This window comes from Dactylosporangium sp. NPDC051485, assembly GCF_040682015.1.
Classification (GTDB): domain Bacteria; phylum Actinomycetota; class Actinomycetes; order Mycobacteriales; family Micromonosporaceae; genus Dactylosporangium.
On the sequence record NZ_JBFAZW010000175.1, the window covers coordinates 1 to 15022 of the forward strand.

General features: G+C 74.3%; 14 protein-coding genes and 2 pseudogenes. 8 read left to right on the forward strand and 8 right to left on the reverse strand.

Annotated elements, in window-relative coordinates; genetic code table 11:
* The 3 genes and pseudogenes from AB0M46_RS48635 to AB0M46_RS48645 form a co-directional block, all read right to left on the reverse strand.
* Positions 1–453 (reverse strand): annotated as a pseudogene (locus AB0M46_RS48635) (LuxR family transcriptional regulator); the annotation flags it as partial.
* A 100-nt stretch (positions 454–553) separates the two neighbouring features.
* A pseudogene (locus AB0M46_RS48640) lies at positions 554–793 on the reverse strand (AAA family ATPase); the annotation flags it as partial.
* Positions 790–2166 (reverse strand): NAD(P)/FAD-dependent oxidoreductase, encoded by a 1377-nt coding sequence (locus AB0M46_RS48645; RefSeq protein ID WP_363348051.1) that lies wholly within the window; start codon positions 2164–2166, stop codon positions 790–792. The pseudogene AB0M46_RS48640 and the gene AB0M46_RS48645, both read right to left, overlap by 4 nt.
* A 173-nt stretch (positions 2167–2339) precedes the next feature.
* Between AB0M46_RS48645 and AB0M46_RS48650 the strand changes: the two genes are divergently transcribed.
* Both AB0M46_RS48650 and lipB read left to right on the forward strand, forming a co-directional pair.
* Positions 2340–2657, forward strand: coding sequence for a GlsB/YeaQ/YmgE family stress response membrane protein (locus AB0M46_RS48650; RefSeq protein WP_363348053.1), 318 nt, complete (start codon positions 2340–2342; stop codon positions 2655–2657).
* 82 nt (positions 2658–2739) lie between these two features.
* The gene (gene lipB, locus AB0M46_RS48655; protein WP_363348075.1) at positions 2740–3363 is read left to right on the forward strand and encodes a lipoyl(octanoyl) transferase LipB; all 624 of its coding nucleotides are present in this window, start codon (positions 2740–2742) and stop codon (positions 3361–3363) included.
* Between the two features lie 55 nt (positions 3364–3418).
* On the opposite strand, the gene AB0M46_RS48660 is transcribed toward lipB, so the two are convergent.
* Positions 3419–3883 (reverse strand): Rrf2 family transcriptional regulator, encoded by a 465-nt coding sequence (locus tag AB0M46_RS48660; RefSeq protein WP_363348077.1) that lies wholly within the window; start codon positions 3881–3883, stop codon positions 3419–3421.
* 95 nt (positions 3884–3978) lie between these two features.
* Between AB0M46_RS48660 and AB0M46_RS48665 the strand changes: the two genes are divergently transcribed.
* From AB0M46_RS48665 to AB0M46_RS48680, 4 genes are all read left to right on the forward strand, one after another.
* On the forward strand, positions 3979–4722 hold the full coding sequence (locus tag AB0M46_RS48665; protein ID WP_363348055.1) for an SDR family oxidoreductase: 744 nt from the start codon (positions 3979–3981) through the stop codon (positions 4720–4722).
* 171 nt (positions 4723–4893) lie between these two features.
* Positions 4894–7713 carry a PAS domain-containing methyl-accepting chemotaxis protein gene (locus AB0M46_RS48670; protein WP_363348057.1) on the forward strand — a complete coding sequence of 940 codons (2820 nt, stop codon included), beginning with the start codon at positions 4894–4896 and terminating at the stop codon, positions 7711–7713.
* The gene (locus tag AB0M46_RS48675) at positions 7710–9173 is read left to right on the forward strand and encodes a chemotaxis protein CheW (RefSeq protein ID WP_363348059.1); all 1464 of its coding nucleotides are present in this window, start codon (positions 7710–7712) and stop codon (positions 9171–9173) included. The genes AB0M46_RS48670 and AB0M46_RS48675 overlap by 4 nt, the downstream gene beginning before the upstream one ends.
* Positions 9163–9906: an aminotransferase class IV gene (locus AB0M46_RS48680; protein WP_363348061.1), complete on the forward strand. Its 744-nt coding sequence runs from the start codon at positions 9163–9165 to the stop codon at positions 9904–9906. The genes AB0M46_RS48675 and AB0M46_RS48680 overlap by 11 nt, the downstream gene beginning before the upstream one ends.
* Position 9907: 1 nt before the next feature.
* Here AB0M46_RS48680 and AB0M46_RS48685 read toward each other — a convergent pair whose 3' ends face one another.
* Positions 9908–10483 carry a helix-turn-helix transcriptional regulator gene (locus tag AB0M46_RS48685; RefSeq protein WP_363348063.1) on the reverse strand — a complete coding sequence of 192 codons (576 nt, stop codon included), beginning with the start codon at positions 10481–10483 and terminating at the stop codon, positions 9908–9910.
* Positions 10484–10530: 47 nt separating this feature from the next.
* Between AB0M46_RS48685 and AB0M46_RS48690 the strand changes: the two genes are divergently transcribed.
* A complete protein-coding gene (locus AB0M46_RS48690; protein WP_363348065.1) occupies positions 10531–11382 on the forward strand; it encodes a class I SAM-dependent methyltransferase in 852 nt (283 codons plus the stop codon).
* Positions 11383–11400: 18 nt separating this feature from the next.
* On the opposite strand, the gene AB0M46_RS48695 is transcribed toward AB0M46_RS48690, so the two are convergent.
* Complete coding sequence (locus tag AB0M46_RS48695) at positions 11401–12411, reverse strand: LacI family DNA-binding transcriptional regulator (protein WP_363348067.1); 1011 nt, start codon at positions 12409–12411, stop codon at positions 11401–11403.
* Between the two features lie 456 nt (positions 12412–12867).
* The gene (lexA, locus tag AB0M46_RS48700; RefSeq protein ID WP_363348069.1) at positions 12868–13476 is read right to left on the reverse strand and encodes a transcriptional repressor LexA; all 609 of its coding nucleotides are present in this window, start codon (positions 13474–13476) and stop codon (positions 12868–12870) included.
* Positions 13477–13724: 248 nt separating this feature from the next.
* Here lexA and AB0M46_RS48705 point away from each other — a divergent pair, with 248 nt between their 5' ends.
* Positions 13725–14771, forward strand: a complete 1047-nt coding sequence (locus tag AB0M46_RS48705; protein ID WP_363348071.1) for a hypothetical protein — start codon at positions 13725–13727, stop codon at positions 14769–14771.
* On the opposite strand, the gene AB0M46_RS48710 is transcribed toward AB0M46_RS48705, so the two are convergent.
* Positions 14753–15022: hypothetical protein (locus tag AB0M46_RS48710; protein ID WP_363348073.1), on the reverse strand; the 270-nt coding region annotated here is incomplete at its 5' end. The two genes, AB0M46_RS48705 and AB0M46_RS48710, sit on opposite strands and share 19 nt — an antisense overlap.

Consider the following 15022-nt stretch of genomic DNA (forward strand, 5'->3'; position numbering starts at 1 on the left):
GACCGCCGCGGTGAGCAGCAGCCGCCGGGCCGGCTGCGGGAGCGCGGCCAGGCGGCCCGTGAAGAGGCCACCGGTGGGCGGTCCCGGGGTGCCGGGGCCGAAGGCGCGGGTCTCGTGGGAGGTCGCCGCCGGGAGCTCCAGCAGGGCGAGGGGGTTGCCGCGGGCCTCGGCCAGCATCGTCGCGCGGACGCGGGGGTCGAGCGGCTCGTGCAGTACCGATGCCAGGAGCGTTTCGGCCTCGGCCTCGCCGAGGCCTTCCAGGTCGAGGGCGGGCAGGCCGTCGAAGGGGCCGGGGCCGGGGTGGGTGGCCACGACCAGGGCGACGGACTCGGCGGCGAGCCGGCGGGCGGCGAAGGCCAGGATCACCGCCGACATGGGGTCGAGCCATTGGGCGTCGTCGACGAGGGCGACGAGGGGGCGGGCGGCGGCGGCCTCGGCGAGCAGGCCCAGCACGGCCAGGCCGACGAAGAGGGCGTCCGGGGCCGGGGGCGAGGCCGAAGGCGACCTCGAGGGCGGTGCGCTGCGGGGCCGGCAGCGTGGGCAGCTGGGCCAGGAGCGGGGCGCAGAGCTGGTGCAGGGCGGCGTACGCGATCTCGGTCTCGGCCTCGACGCCCGCGGTCCGGGCCAGGGTGCAGGCCGCGGCGGCCGCGACGGCGTGGTCCAGCAGCGCGGTCTTGCCGATGCCGGGCTCGCCGCGCAGCACCAGCACGCCGCTGCGGCCGTTGCGGGCGTCGGCGACGAGCCGGTCGAGCGCCGCGCGCTCGACCGGCCGCCCGATGAGCTCCGCGGTCACAGGCCGAGGGCGTTGAAGAGGTACAGCCAGATCTCGCTGCGCGTCGGGAACGCCGGGACGGCGTGGCGCAGGCGGGACAGTGGGACCTCGCCGACGATGGCGATGGTGGCGGCGTGCAGGAAGTCGGCGACCTCGGAGCCGGTGATGGTGGCGCCGACGAGGACCTGGCGCCGCTCGTCGATGAGGAAGCGGCTGGTGCCGCGGGCGCCGCTGCCGTAGTAGGAGCCGCCGGCGTTGGCCGAGGTGCCCAGGTCCACGACGCGCACGTCCAGCCCGGCCGCCTTCGCCGAGGCCGTCGTGTGGCCGACCGCCGCCACCTGCGGGTCGGTGAAGATGACCCGCGGGGCGCCCGGGCCGTCGGCCAGGTGGGTGGCGGCGATCGGCTTGCCGAGGATGTGCCCCGCGGCCAGGGCGGCCTGGTACTTCGCCATGTGGGTGAACAGCGCGCGGCCGTTGAGGTCGCCGATGACGTACAGCCAGTCCTTCCCCGGCACCCGGGTGTGCTCGTCGGCCTCGATGTAGCCGCCCTCGGGCAGGCCGACGGCGGACAGCCCCAGGTCGTGCGACTCCGGCACCCGCCCGGTGGCCACGAGCAGCTGGTCGCCCTCGGCGGTGCTGCCGTCGCCGAGGGCGACCACGACCCGGTCGCCCTCGCGGCGCACGCCGGCGGCCTTCTGCCCGCAGCGGATGTCCACGCCCAGCTCGGTCAGGGCGGCGGTGACCTGCTCGCAGGCGAACTCCTCCTCGCGCGGCAGCAGCCGCCGCTCGCCCTCGATCAGGGTGACCCGGGTGCCCAGCGACGCGTACGCCTGGGTGAGCTCGGAGCCGACCACCCCGCCGCCGAGCACGACGAGCCGCCCGGGCAGCTCGCGGGCGGTGGTCGCCTCCCGGTTGGTCCACGGCGCGGCCTCCGCCAGGCCCTCGATCGGCGGCAGGGCCGGTGCGGTGCCGCCGGCCAGGATGACCGCCCTGCGCGCCTCCAGGACCTCCTTGCCCACGACGACCCGGCGCTCGCCGTCGAGCCGCCCGCGCCCGCGGACCAGGGTGATCCCGCGCTCCTGCAGCCACGGCAGCTGCCCGGCGTCGTCGAGCCCGCCGATGAGCTCGTCGCGGCGGCGCAGCACCGCGGCCGCGTCCAGCGGGCCGGTGACCGCCTCGGCCACGCCCGGCACCCGGCGCGCCTCGGCGAGCAGCTCGCCCGGGCGCAGCAGCGCCTTCGACGGGATGCAGGCCCAGTACGAGCACTCCCCGCCGACCTTGCGGTCCTCCACGATCGCGACCTCGAGGCCGGCCTCGGCCAGCCGCCCGGCCGCGACCTCGCCGCCGGGGCCGGCCCCGACCACCACCACGTCGAAGCTGCGTTGCTGCATCATGGCCGTCCCTTTCGTGTGGGTGTACCTCGACCGTACGCGGCGCCCGGGCGAGTACCTGGCGGTGGCCCCGGCGGACGAGGCGCCGTTCGCCGGCTACTTCGCCGCCGGATGAGGGGGTTGCGCGGCGGGGTCACAATGCAGCTGGAGAAACCCAGCCACGAGGAGGCCCCGGGATGCAACTGCACGACTACGTGGCCGCGATCGTCTTCGGCGCGGTCATCGGGATCGTCGCCCGGATCCTGCTGCCCGGCCGGCAGCCGATCGGCCTGATCCTGACCGTCCTCATCGGCATGGGCGCCGCCGTCGCCGGCACCTGGGCCGCCGACCGGTGGGACCTGCACAGCGACAAGCACCTGACGGTGGGCGGGCAGACGTACGACTGGCTCGTCATCGCCGTCCAGGTCGGCATCGCCATCGTGGGTGTCGGGATCGCCGCCCTGCTGGCGCGGGCCTTCTCCGCCGATAGCGGCGACCGGTACGACTACCGCTGAGGCTCGTTCGGTCCCGGGCGCCGGTGACGCGCCGCACGTTTCGGACCCGGGCCCGCCGAGGCAGTATTGCTCCGTGGCGGGCATGGTGCGGGTGGACCTGGGTGTGGTCGGATACGCGGAGGCGACGGAGGCGATGCGCGGCTGGGTCGCCGAGCGCCAGGCGGGCGCGGCGCCCGACCGGCTGTTCCTGCTCGAGCACCCGCCGGTGGTCACCTACGGGCGGCACACCCCGCCGGAGGACCTGCCGCGGGACGGCTCCCTCGAGGTCGTCGAGGTCGACCGCGGCGGCTACGCCACCTATCACGGGCCCGGGCAGCTGGTCGGCTACCTGGTGATGAACCTGCGCGAACGGGGTCCCGGCGACGTGGTGCGCTGGCTCGAGCTCGGCCTGGTCGCCGCGCTTGCCGATCTCGGTTTCGCGACGGTACGGCGGGAGACGCCCAAGGGCGCGGACAGCCTCGTCGGGGTGTGGACGCCGGAGCACCACAAGCTCGTCTCGATCGGGATGCGCATCCGCGGCGGGGTGACCAGCCACGGCTTCGCCCTCAACGTCGACCCGGACCTCGGCGTGTTCGACCGGTTCACCGCCTGCCGGCTGCCGGGCGTCACCATGACCTCGCTGCGGCGGATGGCCGAGGCCGCCGGGGTGCCCGTGCCGGCCGCCGCCGACGTCCGCGACGCGGTCGCGGCCCGCCTCACCGGGTGACCGCGGGCCCTGCGCGCCTTCGGGCTGCCGGACGGCGCGGAGGTCGCCGCCGTGCTCAGCCCAGCCAGTCGGCGATCCTCTGCAGCGTGCCGGGCCCGGTCTTGTCGGTGACGTCGCGGGCGAGGTCGGCGATGCTCACCCCTCGCAGGGCGGCCCGCCACGCCTCGTCGGCGGCCGTCATGGCGGCGTGGATCGAGCAGGGGGAGAGGCACCGCTCGGGCGCGGCGGCGATCGGCCCGCGCTGGCGGACCTCGGTGCAGGTGAACGCGGGCCGGGCCCCGTCCACCGCCTCCACCACGTCGAGCACGGTGATGAGCGCGGGGTCGCGGGTCAGCACATACCCGCCGGCGTGGCCCTGGACCGCGTGCGCCAGCCCGGCCCGCGCGAGGCTCTGCAGCTGCTTGGCCAGGTAGCTGGCCGACACGTCGTGCATCTCGGCGAGCCGTGCCGCGGACGCCGGGGAGCGGGCCACGGTCAGCGCCACGCAGCAGTGCAGCGCCCACTCCACGCCCCCGGACATCTTCACGATCACATCGTACTTGACTCGGACAGGAGTTGTCCGGGTAGGCTGCCGGAGGTTCCGGACAAAAGTTGTCCGAGTTGAATGGGGGAGCAATGAAGATCGTGGTGTTCGGCGGCACCGGCCAGATCGGCGCCAGGCTGGTCCCGCTGCTGCGCGCGGCCGGCCACGAGGCGGTCCCGGCCGCCCGCAGCCTGGGTGTCGACGCGCTGACCGGCGAGGGTCTGGACGACGTCCTGTCCGGCGCCGCCGTGACGGTGGACGTGACCAACACGCCGCCGGCCTCGCACGGCGAGCTGCTGCACTTTTTCCGTACCGCCACCGCCAACCAGCTGGCCGCGGCCAGCAAGGCCGGCGTGGGCCACCACCTGGTCCTGTCGATCGTCGGCACCGACAAGGTCCCCGGCAGCGCGCACCTGGAGGCCAAGGCCGCCCAGGAGCAGGTCGTCGAGGCCGGCGGCGTCCCCTTCACGATCGTGCGCGCCACGCAGTTCTTCGAGTTCGCCGAGGGCATCGCGGCGGCGTCGACGCACGGCGACACGGTGCGCCTGATCCCCGCCCAGGTCCAGCCCATCGCCGCCGACGACGTGGCCGCGGCCCTGGCCGACCTGGCTGTGTCCCCGCCCCGCAACGGCACGCTCGACCTGGCCGGCCCGGAGGTCATCCGGCTGGACGAGTTCGTCCGCCGCTACCTGGCGGCCACCGGCGACCCGCGCCACGTCGTGGCCGATCCGGCGGCCTCCCTCTTCGGCGGGGTGGTGGACGGCGACGCGCTGATCGCCGGCCCCGGCGGCCGGATCGCCCCGACCCGCTACGCGGACTGGCTCGCCGCCCGCTGAGGGCGGGCGTCCCGGCTTCCGGCGATGCCGTACCTCCCGGCCCATGGCCTAGTTTCCTAGGATGCGCTGCGGGATGTGCGCCGGGCCGCGAGGTTTGCCTCAAGGCGGCAGGGATGCGGCCGAACAGGCCGGTTGAACGCATCGCAACGTGGCGGCACCCAAGGAGCAACCGTGCCCGAAACGACCGGCCTCGTCAGTGACCAGGCCACGCCGGCGCTCGGCGCGGCGTCGCTCGCCCTGCTGCTGCAGGAGCGGCTGGTGCTCGTCCTCAACGCCAAGAACGGGTCGATCACCGCCGTCAACGACCGGGTGCTCGAGACCACCGACAGTCCGGTGGAGCAGATCGTCGGCAAGCGGCTGGAGGAGCTGTGGCACCTGCAGTCGCAGGCCGTCGACCAGCTGCTCGACGCCGGGCGGGCGGGCAAGTTCGTGGAGCAGGTCAACTCCATCGTGGACAGTGGCGGGCGGCAGCGGTGGCTGCGGTTCAACTGCGGGCCGGTGGGCAGCGGCGCGCGGGAGCCGGACACGATCCTGGTCACCGCCTACGACATCACCAACGACCGGCGGCTGCTGGCGGAGCTGCGCGGCAAGTACGCGGCGGTCGACCGGGCCCAGGCGGTGGTCGAGTTCGACCTCGGCGGCCAGATCCTCGCGGCGAACGAGAACTTCCTGCAGCTGACCGGGTACTCGCTGGGCGACATCGTCGGGCAGCACCACCGCCTGTTCGTCGAGGAGTCCTACGCCGCCACCAAGGCCTACGAGGACTTCTGGGCGCGGCTCGGGCGCGGCGAGGTGGCCAGCGGCGAGTACAAGCGCTTCGGCCGGGGCGGGCGGGAGGTGTGGCTGCGGGCCACCTACAACCCGATCCTGGACCTGGAGGGCCGGCCGTACAAGGTGGTGAAGTACGCGCTGGACATCACCGAGTCCAAGCGCGTGCAGGCGGAGTTCGAGGGCAAGGTGGCGGCGATCTCGCGGGCGCAGGCCGCCGTCGAGTTCGACCTCGACGGCACGATCCGGGCGGTGAACCGCAACTTCCTGCAGCTGACCGGCTACGAGGAGCGCGAGCTGGTCGGGCAGCATCACAAGCTCCTCGTCGGGGAGGAGGAGGCGCACAGCAGCGCGTACCGCGGGTTCTGGCAGCGCCTGGCCAAGGGCCAGTTCGAGACCGGGGAGTACAAGCGGCTCGGCAAGAACGGGCGGGAGGTGTGGCTGCAGGCCAGCTACAACCCGATCCTCGACACGGAGGGCCGGCCGGCCAAGGTGGTGGAGTACGCCACCGACATCACCGGCGTCAAGCAGCGCAACGCCGAGTTCGAGGGCAAGGTCGCCGCGATCGACCGGGCGCAGGCGGTCATCGAGTTCGACCTGGACGGGATGATCCTGTCGGCCAACCGCAACTTCCTGGAGACGATGGGGTACGGCAGCTCCGACGAGCTCAAGGGCAGGCACCACCGGATCTTCGTCGAGCCGGCGTACGCGGTCAGCGAGGAGTACCGCGACTTCTGGGCGCGGCTGGGCCGCGGCGAGTTCGAGACCGGGGAGTACAAGCGCTTCGGCAAGGGCGGCCGCGAGGTGTGGCTGCAGGCGACGTACAACCCGATCTTCGACCTGGAGGGCCGCCCCTACAAGGTGGTGAAGTTCGCGACCGACGTGACGGAGTCGAAGCGGCGCAGCGTCGAGTTCGAGGGCAAGGTGTCCGCGATCAACCGGGCGCAGGCCGTCGTCGAGTTCGACACGCACGGCGTCGTGCTCGACGCCAACCGCAACTTCCTGGACCTCATGGGCTACGGCCCGGACGACGTGCGGGGCCGGCCGCACCGGATGTTCGTCGACCCGCAGGAGGCGGCGTCGGAGCAGTACGAGGACTTCTGGGAGCGGCTGCGGCGCGGCGAGTTCGACGCCGGGGAGTACAAGCGGATCGGCAAGGACGGCCGCGAGGTGTGGATCCAGGCGACGTACAACCCGATCCTGAACCTCGACGGCAAGCCGTACAAGATCGTGAAGTTCGCCGCGGACGTGACGCAGAGCAAGCTGCGGCAGGCGGAGTTCGAGGGCAAGGTGGCGGCGATCAACCGGGGGCAGGCGGTCATCGAGTTCGACCTCGAGGGCAACGTGCTGACGGCCAACGACAACTTCCTGCGCACGATGGGCTACTCGCTGCGGGAGATCGTGGCCCAGCACCACAGCATGTTCTGCTCGCAGGAGTACATCACCTCGCCGGAGTACCGCGACTTCTGGCTCCGGCTGGGCCGCGGGGAGATCCTCACCGGCCGGTTCCACCGCCTCGGCAAGTTCGGCCGCGACGTGTACCTGCAGGCGCAGTACAACCCGATCTTCGACCTCAAGGGCAACCCGATGAAGGTCATCAAGTTCGCCACCGACGTGACCGAGCAGGTGAACCTGGAACAGCGGCTGAGCGTGAAGAGCCGGGAGATGGGCCGGGCGATCGACGAGCTGTCCGTCTCCATCGCCACCATCGTCGGCAACGCCGGGCAGGCCAGCGAGCTGGCCGGGCAGACGCAGACGAACGCCCAGCGCGGCTTCGAGGAGCTGCGCAAGTCCATCGAGGCGATCGAGCTCATGGAGCGCTCCTCGGAGCAGATCGCCGGGATCGTGCAGGTGATCGGGGAGATCGCCTCGCAGACGAACCTGCTGGCGTTCAACGCCTCGATCGAGGCGGCCCGGGCCGGCGAGCACGGCGTCGGGTTCTCGGTGGTGGCGGGGGAGGTGCGCAAGCTCGCGGAGCGCTCGTCGGACTCGGCCCGGGAGATCAGCCGGCTCATCCAGGAGTCGGCGACCCGGATCAACCAGGGTTCGCAGGTGGCGCAGCGGGCCCAGGACGCGTTCGAGGTGATCCTGCGCAGCGTCGGCAAGACCGCCGAGTCGATCCACCACATCGTCACCCAGACGCAGGCGCAGCAGGAGGCGTCGCGGACGGTGAACGCGCTCATCGGCGACCTCGTCGGCGCGGATCCCGGCCGGGCCGGATGAGCGCGGTGCTGTACGGCGTCTTCACCGTCGCCGACGTGCACGTGGCGCTGCCCCTGTCGGAGCTGCGCGAGGTGATCCCGTGCCCGGCGTCCTTCGTGCCGCTGCTGGCCGCGGCCCCGGGCCTGGCCGGCGCGGTGAGCCTGCGCCACCAGGTGATCCCGGTGGTCGACCTGCGCCAGCTGCTGGGCCTGGACTCCCCGGCCCGCCGGGACGTGGTCGTCATCGTCACCTACGACGGCTCGGTCTTCGGGTTGCTCGCCGACGCCGTGCGCGGGGTGGTCGACGTGGCCCCGGAGGCGGAGCTGGGCATGACGGTCAACAGCGGGCTGCCGCCGCTGTTCGCGCGCACCTTCGAGCGGCCCGAGGACGGGGCGGTGGTGTGCGTGCTGGACTGCGCCGCGATCCGCCGCCTGCCCGGCATGGTCCTCGCGGCCGACGCCGGCGGGCCGAGCGCCGCGATGGCGGCCGCCCAGGAGCGGGGCACGGCCGCGACCGGGTGCAGCATGATGCTGCTGCGGGCCGGGGAGATCGGCCTGTGCGTGGACGTGTCGCACATCCACTCGGTGGTGCCGGAGCTGGTGCTGAAGTCCTCGCCGATCGACGGCGGCGTCATCCACGGCGTCATCGAGCTCGGCGAGCGCTTCGTGCCGGCCGTCGACACGCTCGCCGTGCTGGGGCTGGGCGGCCTGGCGCCGATCGACGTCAAGCGGGGCGTGGCGCTGGCCTACCCGCGGGGGCTGCTGACGTTCGCGGTGACCGAGGTGGTGGCGATCGTGCCGGTGGCGCGGGGCGACGTGCTGGCGATGCCGGGCTTCGGCGTGCCGCCGCCGGCGTTCGCGGCCGGCATCCTGCCCGGGCAGGCCGGCGGCTCGTACCTCGTGCTCGACGGCGCCGGGCTGCGGGCCGAGGAGGAGCTGGGCACCCTCGCGGCGCTGGGCACGCCGGTGCGCGGGGGCGGCCAGCCGGCCCGGCGCGAGGCGGCGCGGGAGGAGCCGGGGCCGGGGGAGGGGCGGGTCATCGAGCCGCGGGTCCGCACGTACCTGACGTACCTGGCCGGGCCGGAGGTCGCCACGCCGCTGACCCAGATCGAGGAGATCGTGCCGCACCCCGGCGACGTCATCCCGTTCGCCGGCGGCGGCGCGATGCGCGGCGTGTTCACCCTGCACCGCTCGTCGGTGCCGCTGGTCGACCTCCCGGCCCTGCTCGGCGAGGCGGCCGAGATCGACCCCGCGGCGGCCCGGGTGCTGCTGGTCGGCGGCGTCGGGTTCCTCGTCCCGGCGCTGCGGGCGATCGAGGAGTCGACGTGGGAGGAGCGGGTGCCCGCCGGCACGCCCGCCCCGGCGACGCTGGCCGGCAGCCCGCTGGTGAAGATCGGTACCCGGATGCTGCCCCGGCTGAACCTGTCAGAGTGCGCCGCCACTATGGTGGGTGAGCGTGATAAGCGCACCGTTGCGGGTTGAGATCGACGGCCGGGAGCCTGAGATCGGGCAGCTGTACGTCCCGTTGCTGTCCGGCGACGGCCACTTCACCGCCATGCAGGTCCGCGGCGGCCGGGTCCGCGGCCTGGACCTGCACCTGTCCCGGCTGTCGGCGACGGCCCGGGAGCTGTTCGCCGCGGACCTCGACCCGGCGCTGGTGCGGGCGCGGATCCGCCACGCGATCCGGGGGGTGCCGGACTGTGCGGTGCGCGTGTACGTGTACCACCCGGACGACCTCATGGTCATGGTCGTGGTCCGCCCGCCGTCGGTGCTGCCCGCCGGGCCCCTGGCCCTGCGCTCGGTGCGCTACGAGCGGCCGGCCGCGCACCTGAAGCATGTGGGCGGCTTCGGCCAGGGGTACCACCGCCGCCGCGCGGTCGCCGAGGGCTTCGACGACGCCCTGCTCACCGACCACACCGGCGCGATCGAGGAGACGTCGGCCGCCAACATCGGCTTCTTCGACGGCGCGGCGGTGACCTGGCCGACCGCCCCGCACCTGGCCGGCATCGCCATGCTGCTGCTCGCCCCGCGGCTGCCGTCCCGCCGGGCGCCGGTGCTGCTGGGCGACCTGCCGTCGTTCCGCTCCGCGTTCGCGTGCAACTCGATCGGCATCACGCCGGTCGGCCGGGTCGACGACGTGTCGTACGCGCCGGACCCGGACCTGATGTCGATGCTGGCCGCCGCCGAGGCGGAGATCCCCTGGGACGCGATCTGAGCTACTCCGGCAGCCGGCGCAGGTGGGTGCGCCGGCCGTCGTGGTCGAAGATGCCGAGCACCTCGGCGGGGCCGCCGTGGGCGCCGAATGCGTGCGGGACCATGGTGGAGAACTCGGCGGCCTCGCCGGCCTCGACGAGGATGAGCCGCTCGCCGAGCCGCAGCGCGATCGTGCCGGACAGCACCGTGAACCACTCCCAGCCGGGGTGGGCGCGCAGGTCGTCCGGGCCCGGCACCGGCCGCTCGATGCGCATCTTCGCCACCGTGGTGCCGCCCGGGCCGGCCTCGTGGCGCAGCGTCCACGTGGTCACGCCGCGCGCGGGCTCGTGCCGGGGCCGGATCACCACGTCGGCGTCGGCGGACTCGACGAGGGCGTCGAGGGTGGTGCCGAGCGCCCGGGCGATGGCGGTGAGCTGGTCGAGGCTGATCCGCCGGTGCCCGGTCTCGATCCGGCTCAGCGTCGACGGGCTGATGTAGCAGGCGGCCGCCAGGTCGTCCAGCGACATGCCGAGGGCCGCCCGCAGGCCGCGGATGCGCTTGCGGACCAGCGCGTCGAGCTCCCCATCCTCTTGCGTCATACGCAAGATACTATGCGGTCACCGCAAGATTGCCTACAGTTGGCGGCATGCACACCCACCACGAGCACCACCATCACGGCGACGACCTCGCCGACCTGCTGGATCTCGACGCGGAGGTCCTCGGCGAGTTCCACGCCGGCATCGTCGCCTGGGTCGGCGAGCACGCCGGCGACCCGGAGCGGATCGTCGACCTGGGCGCCGGCACCGGGTCCGGCACCGTGCGGCTGCTCACCCGGTTCCCCGCGGCCACCGCCGTGGCCGTCGACGGGTCCCCGCAGATGCTGCACCGCCTGGCCGGGCACGCGGCCCGGCGGGGACTGGCGGACCGCGTGCGCACCGTCGCCGCCGACCTCGACAACGGCTGGCCGGCCGAGGCGGGTCCGGCCGACCTGGTGTGGGCGGCCAACTCGATGCACCACATGGCCGACCCGGTCGCCGTGCTGCGGGCCGCCAAGGGGGCGTTGCGCGGTGGCGGGGTGTTCGCCCTGTTCGAGCTCGACACGTTCCCGAGCTTCCTGCCCGAGGACCAGGGCGTGGGCCGCCCCGGCCTGGAGCGGCGCCTGGCCGGGATCATGGCCCGGCGCCGGGCCGCCGACATGCCGCACCTCGGCGGCGACTGGCCGGCCACCCTCGCCGCGGCCGGGCTCGAGATCCGGGCCGAGCGCCGGTTCACCGCCGAGCTGACCGCGCCGCCGGCCGCGGCCGGGCGCTACGCCCACGCCTCCTTCGCCCGCACCCGCCAGGGCCTCGCGGACGACCTGGACGCCGGCGACCTGGACGCCCTCGACGCGCTGCTCGACGAGCGCCACCCCGCCTCGGTACTGCACCGCACCGACCTGGTCGTGCGGGCCGAGCGCCTCGGCTGGATCGCCGGCACCCCGCGTCCGTCCTCGACCTGAGTTGGCGGCACCGGCGGGTCACGGCACGGTCGACTCGCGCACGACCAGGCGGCCGGGCTGGCGGATCACGCCGGAGTCTGCGTTGCCGCCCAGGAGCGCGAACAGGTGCTGGACGGCGGTCGCGCCCAGCTGCTCCAGGTTCGGGTCGACCGTGGTCAGCGGCGGCCGGCACTCGGTGGCGAAGACCTCCCAGTTGTCGTAGCCGACCAGGGCCACGTCGCCGGGCACGGCGCGGCCCGACTCCCGCAGCGCCTCGGCCGCGCCGCCGGCGATCTGGTCGTTGCCGCAGAAGATCGCGTCGACGTCGGGGTGGGCGGCCAGCAGCCGGGCCGTGGCGTGACGGCCCCAGCGCTGCGACCACTCGCCGAACATCGCCTCGCCGAGCAGGGGCAGGCCGGCGGTGTCGAGGACCTCCCGCAGCGCCGCCGCCCGGTCCCGCGCGGCGCGGTAGCCGGGGTTGCCGGTGATGTGGGCGATGCGGCGGCGGCCCAGGCCGACGAGGTGCTCGGCGGCCAGGCGGGCGCCACCGGCGTCGTCGGCGATCACCGACAGGTCGGCCGGGTCGTCGGACTCGCAGTAGGCGTAGACGACCGGGACCGGGATGTCGCGGGTCAGCGACGGGCGCACGTCGTTGGCGTCGCCGAGGATGATGAAGCCGTCGACCTGCCGGGCCAGCAGGGTGCGGATGTAGTGGCGGCGGCGGATCGCGTCGCCGCGGGCGTCGCACAGCAGCACGCTCATCTGTTCGTTGCCCAGGGCGTTCTCGGCGCCGAGCAGCACCGGGATGGCGCAGCGGGCGGCCGACAGCTCGTCGGTGAGCAGCCCGACCGTGCGGGTGTGGCCCGAGATCAGGCCGCGGGCCAGGATGTTGGGCTGGAAGGAGAGTTCCTCGGCGGCCTGCTGGACGCGCAGGCGGGTGGCCGGTGCCACCTCGTCGCGGGAGTTCAGGGCCTTCGACGCCGTCGCGATCGACACTCCGGCCAGTTTGGCCACGTCGGTGAGGGTGACCTGCCCGTGCTTCCTCGCCACCGGACCATCCTCTCGAAAATTTTCCCGCACGAAAATTTTCGGCAGAGCCTAGCCGAAGCCCGCCACCACTGTCACAGCGTTGACGGGGATACATCCCGCCGTCATCATGCCCGAAAAGGTTTTCACGCACCTTCGGAAGGTGGACTGTGTTCACCGCCGGCACCTGACGGGCCTGTGCCGGCCCCTTGGCGGCCGGCATCGGCGATGGAACCGCGGCGGCTGGTGGCCTCCAGGCTCCTGGACCCGCTGCTCGCCGCCGGCGGCGTCCGCGCCGACTCCGGCCGGGGGCGGACTGCTGGACGGCGTCGACGGTGATGCGGTCCGGGTCGTCCCGGTGCTGGCCGGGGTGGGCAGGCCGGCGGCGTTCCCGTTCGCGGGCAGGACCGGCAGCGGCGCGGCGCATCGTGGTGCTCCCTTGCCGTTCGGGTGCGCACCACCGGCGCGCGCCGCCCGGGTCTACATCCGGCGCAGCACGCACACCACCTTGCCGAGGATCGTGGCGCCGTCGCCGGGGATCACCTGATACTGCGGATTGCGCGGCACCAGCTCCACGTGCCCGTCGCGCAGCCGGTACGCCTTCACCGTCGCCTCGCCGTCCAGCAGTGCGGCCACGATGTCACCGTTCTCCGCGACTTCCTGCTGGCGCACCACGACGATGTCGCCGTCGCAGATCGCCGCCTCGACCATCGAGTCGCCCTTGACGTGCAGCGCGAAGAGCGTGCCGTGCCCCACGAGGGTGCTCGGCAGCGTCAGCTCGTCGTCGGCCGTCTGCTCGGCGAGGATCGGCCCACCGGCGGCGATCGTGCCGACGAGCGGCACCGGCACTCCCGGGTCGGCCCCGGCGGCGAGCCCGGCGTAGGGCCCGCGGATGTCGACGGCCCGCGGCGCGTGCGCGTCGCGGCGCAGCAGCCCGGCCCGCTCCATCGCCTTGAGGTGGTGCGCCACCGACGAGGGCGAGCCGAGCCCGACGGCCGCCCCGATCTCGCGCACGGTCGGCGGATATCCGCGCTGCTCGATCGACTCGCGGATCACCGCCAGGATGCTCTGCTGCCGCGGACTGGTCATGCGGGTACGATACCGGAAAATTCGATCGTATGTGCGAATCTTCCCGTGCGTGTCAGGCCGCCGGTGTTCGCGGTGCCAGGGTTCTTCGCCCGCGGCGACTGGACCGGTGTCCTCTGTGGACGACCGCCGACCGACCCCCCCCGCGGCCCGGCGTCTGCGAGGGCGCGGGGTGCCGTGCATGGGCCGGGTCGTTCGGGTCGTGACGACACCGCGGCGCGGCGCGCGCGGGGCGGTCTATGCTGTCCGCCATGCTCGACCAGCCGGTGCTGTCGCGGGATGTGTCAGGGGAGCGTCTCGCACGCGTCCGGGAGCTGATCGCGGCCGCGGACGACGACGCCCTCGCCGACGAGGTGGTGCGGCTCGGGCTGGTGGACGAGGACGTGCAGGCCCTGCCCGGGGCGCGCCGCCACGCGCTCATCCTCCGCCTCATCGAGCGTGGCGCGGACGGGCCGCTGCTCGTACAGGTGGCCGACAACATCGCGGCCGACGCGCTGTCCTGGCGGGCGGGGCGGCACCTCATCGGCGTCGCCACCGCGAGCGAGACCTGCCCGCCGCGGGTGCTCGCCGTGCTGGCCGACGTGGCCCAGCGGGAGGCCGGGGGAGCGCCCGCCGCGCTCGTCGCCGTCATGCGGCGCACCGCCATCGAGTACGCCAAGCACCCCCCGGCCGCGCGGTGCGCGCCCATCCGGCCCTGGCTGGACGGGGAGGCCGGGTCGCTCAACGTCGGCGAGCCGTGGGCGGAGGCGGCGGCCGCCGAGGCACCGTCGGGTGACCTGCTCGCCCACGCCCTCGCGGCGAGCGGTGCGCGGCCCGCCCCGCGGTGGGCCCGGCGCGGGGCGGACCTCGTCGCCGAACTCGGCGGCGAGCAGTGCCGGGCGCTGATCCGGCGGTGGCTGGGGCTCGTGCCGGCACCGCGGACGATCGAGCTGCGCCGCGACGGCGGGCGGGACCCGAACCGGGTGCCCGACCCGCACAACGCCCGGGCGCTGCGGGGGCTGCTGTACCTGCTCGCCGTGACCCCGCCGCACCCGGACGACGTTGCGGTGGTGGGGCGGCTCGCGCAGTACGCCGGCGAGAAGGTCCCCGGCCACGGGCCGCGCAGCCAGGCCGTCGCGCACGCCTGCGTGTACGCGCTGGAACGCTTCACGACCATCCCGGCGCTGCGTGAGCTGACCCGGCTGCGCTCGCTCGGCCAGCCGCCGGGGATCGCGAGCGCGCTGAGCGCCGCCATCGCCCGCCGCTCGGTCGCGCTCGGCGTCGGCCCGGGCCGCCCGCATCAGGCCTCCACACCGTGAGCGGGCGGCGGTGAGCCGGGCGGGAATGCGCCGGGACGGCACGGCGTCGTAGAGGGCATGACTTCGCGGATCGTGGCCTGCGTGCAGTGCGGGCAGCGCAACCGGGTGCCGGCGGACCCGACCGGCCGGCCCGTGTGCGGCCGGTGCAAGGAGGCGGTGGCGACCAGGACGTAGGGGACCTCGACGCTGAGCTCCTCACTGAGGGCGACGCACAGCTGCGCGACGAGCAGCGAGTGCCCGCCTGCGGCGAC

What these genes read in the sequence shown, in the direction of transcription:
- AB0M46_RS48645 (WP_363348051.1), bottom strand. Translation starts at nt 2,166, where the DNA reads ATGATGCAGCAACGCAGCTTCGACGTGGTGGTGGTCGGGGCCGGCCCC.
- AB0M46_RS48650 (WP_363348053.1), top strand. Translation starts at nt 2,340, where the DNA reads ATGCAACTGCACGACTACGTGGCCGCGATCGTCTTCGGCGCGGTCATC.
- lipB (WP_363348075.1), top strand. Translation starts at nt 2,740, where the DNA reads ATGGTGCGGGTGGACCTGGGTGTGGTCGGATACGCGGAGGCGACGGAG.
- AB0M46_RS48660 (WP_363348077.1), bottom strand. Translation starts at nt 3,883, where the DNA reads ATGTCCGGGGGCGTGGAGTGGGCGCTGCACTGCTGCGTGGCGCTGACC.
- AB0M46_RS48665 (WP_363348055.1), top strand. Translation starts at nt 3,979, where the DNA reads ATGAAGATCGTGGTGTTCGGCGGCACCGGCCAGATCGGCGCCAGGCTG.
- AB0M46_RS48675 (WP_363348059.1), top strand. Translation starts at nt 7,710, where the DNA reads ATGAGCGCGGTGCTGTACGGCGTCTTCACCGTCGCCGACGTGCACGTG.
- AB0M46_RS48685 (WP_363348063.1), bottom strand. Translation starts at nt 10,483, where the DNA reads ATGACGCAAGAGGATGGGGAGCTCGACGCGCTGGTCCGCAAGCGCATC.
- AB0M46_RS48690 (WP_363348065.1), top strand. Translation starts at nt 10,531, where the DNA reads ATGCACACCCACCACGAGCACCACCATCACGGCGACGACCTCGCCGAC.
- lexA (WP_363348069.1), bottom strand. Translation starts at nt 13,476, where the DNA reads ATGACCAGTCCGCGGCAGCAGAGCATCCTGGCGGTGATCCGCGAGTCG.
- AB0M46_RS48705 (WP_363348071.1), top strand. Translation starts at nt 13,725, where the DNA reads ATGCTCGACCAGCCGGTGCTGTCGCGGGATGTGTCAGGGGAGCGTCTC.